4 protein-coding genes are annotated in these 6,482 nt (G+C 67.7%); 2 read left to right on the top strand and 2 right to left on the bottom strand.

The features are described 5' to 3' along the window. Positions 1-36: 36 nt before the first annotated feature. Positions 37-1,590, bottom strand: coding sequence for a glutamine-hydrolyzing GMP synthase (gene guaA, locus FJV41_RS04135; protein ID WP_141641088.1), 1,554 nt, complete (start codon positions 1,588-1,590; stop codon positions 37-39). 99 nt (positions 1,591-1,689) lie between these two features. On the opposite strand from guaA, the gene FJV41_RS04140 reads away from it, so the two are divergent. Further along, on the top strand, positions 1,690-2,310 hold the full coding sequence (locus FJV41_RS04140) for a hypothetical protein (protein ID WP_174464523.1): 621 nt from the start codon (positions 1,690-1,692) through the stop codon (positions 2,308-2,310). A gap of 83 nt (positions 2,311-2,393) precedes the next feature. On the opposite strand, the gene guaB is transcribed toward FJV41_RS04140, so the two are convergent. After that, positions 2,394-3,851 (bottom strand): IMP dehydrogenase, encoded by a 1,458-nt coding sequence (gene guaB / locus FJV41_RS04145; protein WP_141641090.1) that lies wholly within the window; start codon positions 3,849-3,851, stop codon positions 2,394-2,396. Between the two features lie 175 nt (positions 3,852-4,026). On the opposite strand from guaB, the gene FJV41_RS04150 reads away from it, so the two are divergent. Then, positions 4,027-6,330, top strand: a complete 2,304-nt coding sequence (locus FJV41_RS04150) for a TIGR02266 family protein (RefSeq protein WP_141641091.1) — start codon at positions 4,027-4,029, stop codon at positions 6,328-6,330. Positions 6,331-6,482 lie beyond the last annotated feature (152 nt).

Below are 6,482 nucleotides of genomic sequence, written 5' to 3' on the forward strand. Positions count from 1 at the left end.
CTCTTTCGCGTTTCCAGCGGGCACCCTACTCCCGGCTCACTCCCACTCGATGGTGGCCGGGGGCTTGGAGGACACGTCGTAGGCGACGCGGTTGATGCCACGCACCTCGTTGGTGATGCGCGTGGAGATGCGCTCCAGCACGGGGTACGGCAGCCGGGCCCAGTCCGCCGTCATGCCGTCCACGCTGGTGACGGCGCGCAGCACGCAGGTGGACTCGTAGGTGCGCTCGTCGCCCATGACGCCCACGCTCTGAACGGGCAGCAGCACGGCGAAGGCCTGCCACAGCTCCTTGTAGAGCCCCGCGGCGCGAATCTCCTCCTGGACGATGGCGTCCGCGCGGCGCACCAGCTCCAGGCGGGCTTCCGTGACTTCGCCCAGCACGCGGATGGCCAGGCCGGGACCGGGGAACGGCTGGCGGTTCACCATGTCCTCGGGCAGCCCCAGTTCGCGGCCCAGGGCGCGGACCTCGTCCTTGAACAGCTCGCGCAGCGGCTCCACCAGCTTGAGCTTCATCGTCTCCGGCAGGCCGCCCACGTTGTGGTGGCTCTTGATGGTGACGGAGGGGCCCTTGTACGAGACGGACTCGATGACGTCCGGGTATAGCGTGCCCTGTGCCAGGAACCCGGCGTCCTGGATGTCGCGCGAGGCCTCCTCGAACACGGCGATGAACTCGCGGCCGATGATCTTCCGCTTCTTCTCCGGGTCCGTCACGCCGGCCAGCGCGTCCAGGAACCGGGCCCGCGCATCCACCGTCTTCAGCGGGACGTGGAAGCGGTCCACGAAGAGCCCCTCCACCTGGGCGCGCTCCCCCTGCCGCAGCACCCCGTTGTCCACGAAGATGCACTGGAGCCGGGGGCCGATGGCGCGGTGGAGCAGCAGCGCGGCCACGGAGCTGTCCACGCCGCCGGACAGCGCGCAGATGACCCGGCCCTGCTCACCCACCTGGCGGCGGATGGTGGCCACGGCCTCGTCGATGAAGCCCTTCATCGTCCACGAGCCGCTCACCTTGCAGTCGTTGAAGAGGAAGGCGCGCAGCATGGCCTTGCCTTGCGGGGTATGTACGACTTCCGGGTGGAACTGGAGGCCGTAGAAGGGCTTGGTCTGGTGGGCCGCCGCCGCGAAGGGCGAATTGCCACTGCGACCAATGGCCTCGAAACCGGGCGGAAGCTCCTCCACCCGGTCTCCGTGGCTCATCCACACCTGGACCCGGTCTCCGGGTTTGAACTCCGAGAAGGGCCCGCGGGGGGCGAGGACTTCGACCTCCGCGTTGCCGAACTCACGGTGTGCGCCCCGGTCAATGCGCCCGCCCAGGAGCTTGGCGGTGAGCTGGAGGCCGTAGCAGATGCCGAGGACGGGCACGCCCGCCTCGAAGACGAACGGGTCACACCGGGGGGAACCAGGCGCCTCCACGGACGCCGGGCCTCCGGAGAGGATGATGCCCCGGGGGGCATAGCGGCGGATATCCTCCGCCGGGAGGTCCGGGCGGTGGATTTCGCAATAAACGCCCAGTTCGCGCACCCTCCGGGCGATGAGCTGGGTGTACTGACTCCCGAAATCGAGGATCAGGATCTTCTCGGCGTGCAGGTCCACCGGAGGTTCTCCAAGGGGCGTCGTTGACGGCTGGGGGCCCTTATCGCTACAAACTTCCGGAAAGCAACGCCCAAGTCCCCTCAATTGTTCGAGGTCCGGATGCTCCGCCGCCTGTCCGCTTCCACTGCTGCGACCCTCTTGTTCCTCTCCGCCTCTGGATGCGTGAAGGAAATCTCCTCCGACGAGCGACTGGACCGCGAGACCCAGAACCTGGCTGTCAAAGACACGCCAGGGGTCTCCGATCTCCAGAAGCTCACCTGTGACGACACCACCGACGCACTGGGCAAGGCCCGCAACGTCAATCGCCCCGAGACGGACCGCCTCGTCGACTACATCGAGCTGTACTCCTCGCTGCGCAAGCGGACCACCACGTTCGAGGAGGCGATGAACCGCAACCCGGACCTGAGCTACCGCGAGGGCAGCCAGCAGATCGTCAATGCACGGGACACCTGCATCCAGCAGACGGCCGACGTGAAGGTGGAGTTCGAGACCTACATGCGCGAGCTGGTGATGGTGCCCACCGTGCAGGAGATCAAGGGCGGCAACACCGTCACCATCGCCCGGCTCGACTTCAACACCCTGCGCCAGGCCATTGAAACGCTGGAGCCCGACGACAAGGACGCCCTGCTCAGCCGCGTGGCTGGCGCCGAGGGGAAGATCTCCGCCGCGTCGCCGTCCTCCGACGACTCCGGCTCCGGCGGTCGCAAGGGCCGCAAGTAGCCGCCTTCCCGGCCGAAACGACCGAGGGCCCCGCCGCCTGGCGTGGGCCCTCTTTTCGTTCCAGGAGCCGCCCGTCCTGGCGCCTACTCCACGCGGTAGTTGGGGGCCTCTTCGGTGATGATGACGTCGTGGACGTGGCTCTCCTTGAGGCCCGCCGAGGTGATGCGCACGAAGGTCGCGTTCTTGCGCAGCTCGTCGATGGTGCCGCAGCCCACGTAGCCCATGCCGCTGCGGATGCCGCCCAGCATCTGGTGGACGTTCATCGCGAGCGTGCCCTTGTACGGCACCCGGCCTTCGATGCCCTCGGGAACGAGCTTCACCGCGTCCACGTCCGACTGGAAGTAGCGGTCCTTGGCGCCCTGCTTCATCGCGCCCAGGCTGCCCATGCCCCGGTAGCTCTTGTAGCTGCGGCCCTGGTACAGGATGACGTCTCCGGGGGCCTCTTCGGTGCCGGCGAAGAGCGAGCCGATCATCACCGTGCTGGCTCCGGCCGCGAGCGCCTTGACGATGTCGCCCGAGTACTTGATGCCGCCATCCGAGATGATGGGGATGTCGTGCTTCTCCGCCTCGCGGCAGCAGTCATCCACCGCGGTGACTTGCGGCACACCCACGCCGGCGACGACGCGGGTGGTGCAGATGGAGCCGGGGCCGATGCCCACCTTCACCGCGTCCACGCCCGCCTGGATGAGCGCGCGGGTGGCCTCGGCGGTGGCGACGTTGCCGGCGATGAGTTCGAAGCCCTTGAAGTTCTTGCGCGTGTCCCGCACCCCGTCCACCACGCCCTTGGAGTGGCCGTGCGCGGTGTCGACGACGATGACGTCCACGCCCGCCTTCACCAGCGCGTCGATGCGCGCCTCGCGGTCCGGAGACACGCCCACGGCGGCGGCGCACAGGAGGCGCCCCTTGCCGTCCTTGGCCGCGTTCGGGTTCGTGCGGCGCTTCTCGATGTCCTTGATGGTGATGAGGCCGCGCAGCTCGAAGTCGTCGTTGACGATGAGCAGCTTTTCGATGCGGTGCTCGTGCAGCAGCTTCTGCGCATCCCCCTGGATGATGCCCTCGCGGCCGGTGACGAGCTTGCGCGTCATCACCGCTTCGACCTTCTGCGTGAGGTTGGTCTCGAATCGCACGTCGCGGCTGGTGACGATGCCGACGAGGCGACGCCCCTTCACCACGGGGATGCCCGACACGCCATGGTGCCGCATCAGCTCGATGGCGCGGCCCAGCGGGGCCTCGGGGTCGATGGTGACGGGGTCCACCACCATTCCACTTTCGAACTTCTTGACCTTGGTCACCTCGAGCGCCTGCTGCTCGGGGGTCATGTTCTTGTGGATGACACCGATGCCGCCCTCTTGCGCCATGGCGATGGCGGTGCGCGACTCCGTCACCGTGTCCATCGCCGCCGACAGGAGCGGGATGTTCAGGCGAAGGTTGCGCGTGAGGCGGGTCGACAGGTCCGCATCCTTGGGGACAACCGAACTTTCGGCGGGCACCAGGAGGACGTCATCGAAGGTGAGTGCGAGCCGGATCTCGGGGTTCAACATGGGCGGCGCTCCCGGGGCGAAGGGCCCACGAGGCACCAGCGCCCCGAGGGTGCGGTTCCATACGAGGTACGTTGTCCCCACGCAACCTGGAAGGGTGGACTTTTTGACGCCCGTTCACTCGCACTTCAAGCGATAATCCGACCGGGCTTTTCACTCACGTCTCAGGAACCGGGCTTTGACGGAATCGAATCAGGCGGCGGTCGGGTTGGTCGTGAAGCTGCCATTCGCGACGCCGGAGGAGTTCCTGGCGAAGTACGGCGGCAACGTCACCCGGGGTGGCATCTACCTGCGCGCTCGCGCGGTGAAGCCTCCGGGGACGGCCGTCACGCTGGACCTTCGGCTGGCGAGCGGCGAGCGGCTCATCCACGCGCAGGCCGTGGTCCACTTCGTCACCGGGCAGGGAGGCCAGGGCGTGGTGGGCATGGGCCTGCGCTTCCTGGGGATGGACCCCCAGACGCGCCGCTTCCTCGACTTGGCGGTCGCCGCCCTGCCCCACGCCCAGTCGGACGTGCCCCCGGTCCCCACGGGCGTGGGTGCTCCGGACTACACCGTCCCACCTCCGCCACAGCAGGCGAATCCCCAGGTCGTCGCCGCCCAGGTCGTCCCTCCTCCGGGCGGAGTCACCCCGGTGCCCGCGACGATGATGTCGGACGCGGCGTTGGACCTGAACACGGCGGAGCCCAAGCGCGCGGGTGTGGTGATTGGCATCGACCTGGGCACGACGAACTCGTGTGCCGCCTATGTGCGCAACGGCAAGCCCGGGGTGCTCAACAGTCGCGAGGGCCACAACACGGTGCCCTCCATCATCGCCGTGAACACGCGCGGCAAGCTGGTGGTGGGCCACCCCGCCAAGGGGCAGATGCTCACCAACCCCCGGCACACGGTGTACGGCGCCAAGCGCCTGGTGGGGCGCGCATACGAGTCCGCCATCGTCGGGGCCATCAAGGACAAGTTCCACTACGAGATCACCGCAGGAGAGAACGGTGACGCGGGCGTGAAGCTGTCGGACCGCGTCTACACGCTCCAGCAGATCTCCGCGCTCATCCTGCGCGAGGTGCGCGAAGTCGCCCAGAACCAGCTGGGCCAGCCCGTGTCCCGCGCCGTCATCACCGTCCCGGCGTACTACAACGACAACCAGCGCCACGCGGTGCGCGAGGCCGGCAAGCTCGCGGGGCTCTACGTCGAGCGCATCCTCAACGAGCCCACCGCCGCGGCGCTCGCGTACGGCTACGGCCGCAAGCTCAACCAGCGCGTGCTGGTGTACGACCTGGGCGGTGGCACGTTCGACGCGTCCGTGCTGGAGCTGGCCGACAACGTCTACGAGGTCATCTCCACCGGCGGCGACACCTTCCTGGGTGGCATCGACTTCGACAACGCCATCGTCGCGTACCTGCTGGAGGAGTTTCAGAAGAAGACGGGCCGGGCCTTCCAGGGCGACCGGGTGGCCATGCAGCGCATCAACGACGCGGCGGAGCGCGCGAAGTGCGCGCTGTCGGAGCGCTCGGAGATGCGGGTGCATGTGGCCTTCGTCACGATGATCGAGGACAAGCCGTACGACCTGGACGTCACGCTCACGCGGCAGAAGCTCATCGAGCTGACGGAAGGCCTCGTCGACCGCACCGTCCAGGTCTGCGAGGAGGTCCTGCGGGTGAAGAACCTGGGCCCCAAGGACATCGACGAGGTCATCCTCGTCGGAGGCCAGAGTCGCTTCCCGCTGGTGCACGAGAAGATCACCCGCTTCTTCGGCAAGCCGCCGAGCAAGGGCGTCCACCCCGACGAAGCGGTGGCCCTGGGGGCCGCGCTCCTGGCGCACAGCCTGGGGCAGTTGGAAGGCGTGGTGCTCATCGACGTGCTCCCCATGGCCATTGGCGTGGGCCTGCCCGGTGGACGCTTCAAGCCCGTGCTGGAGCGCAACACCTCGCTGCCCTCCACCAAGAGCTACACCCTCTCCACGCACCGCGACGGCCAGACGGAGCTGGAGCTCACCGTGTTCCAGGGTGACTCCGACAAGGCGTCCGACAACGAGTACCTGGGCACGCTGAAGCTCGCGGGACTGCCCAAGCTCCCGCGTGGCGCCGTGCAGGTGTCGGTGACGTTCGAGGTGAACAACGAGTCACTGTTGAAGGTCACCGCGCGCGAGTCCTCCTCAGGGCGCGAGGTGACGAGCACCTTCTCCACGCGCGACACGCCCGACGCCGTGAAGGCGAAGCTCGCCCAGTTGGACGCCGAAGGAACCGCCGCCGCGGCACAGGCGACGGGCTCCACGCCGACGCGCACCGTGAGCACGACGGGAACAGGCACCGCCAGTCCGGCGCCGATGAGGGCTCCTGCGGGCGTGACAACTACCTCGGCCCCACGAATCGCTCCTCCGAAGGTCACAGCCGCGCCGCAATCCAACGTCCACGCGGTACCGGCCTTGGTGAGCGCGAAGTCGCGAGGCTTCGTGCGATGGCTCAAAGGCTTGTTCGGTAGGGCCTGAGTCTCGATTTCTTGCTGAGAGTGGATCAGTCCTCCTTCCACTTTCACGCTGGGAATGAAGATGCATGTGGGTAGGCGTTGAGGCCCGCGATTGTCGGCCTCGCCTGTTATTAAGCCGCCGGCCGCAATCAGCCCGGACGAGCTCCACACCCC

Source organism: Myxococcus llanfairpwllgwyngyllgogerychwyrndrobwllllantysiliogogogochensis (assembly GCF_006636215.1).
Classification (GTDB): Bacteria; Myxococcota; Myxococcia; order Myxococcales; family Myxococcaceae; genus Myxococcus; species Myxococcus llanfairpwllgwyngyllgogerychwyrndrobwllllantysiliogogogochensis.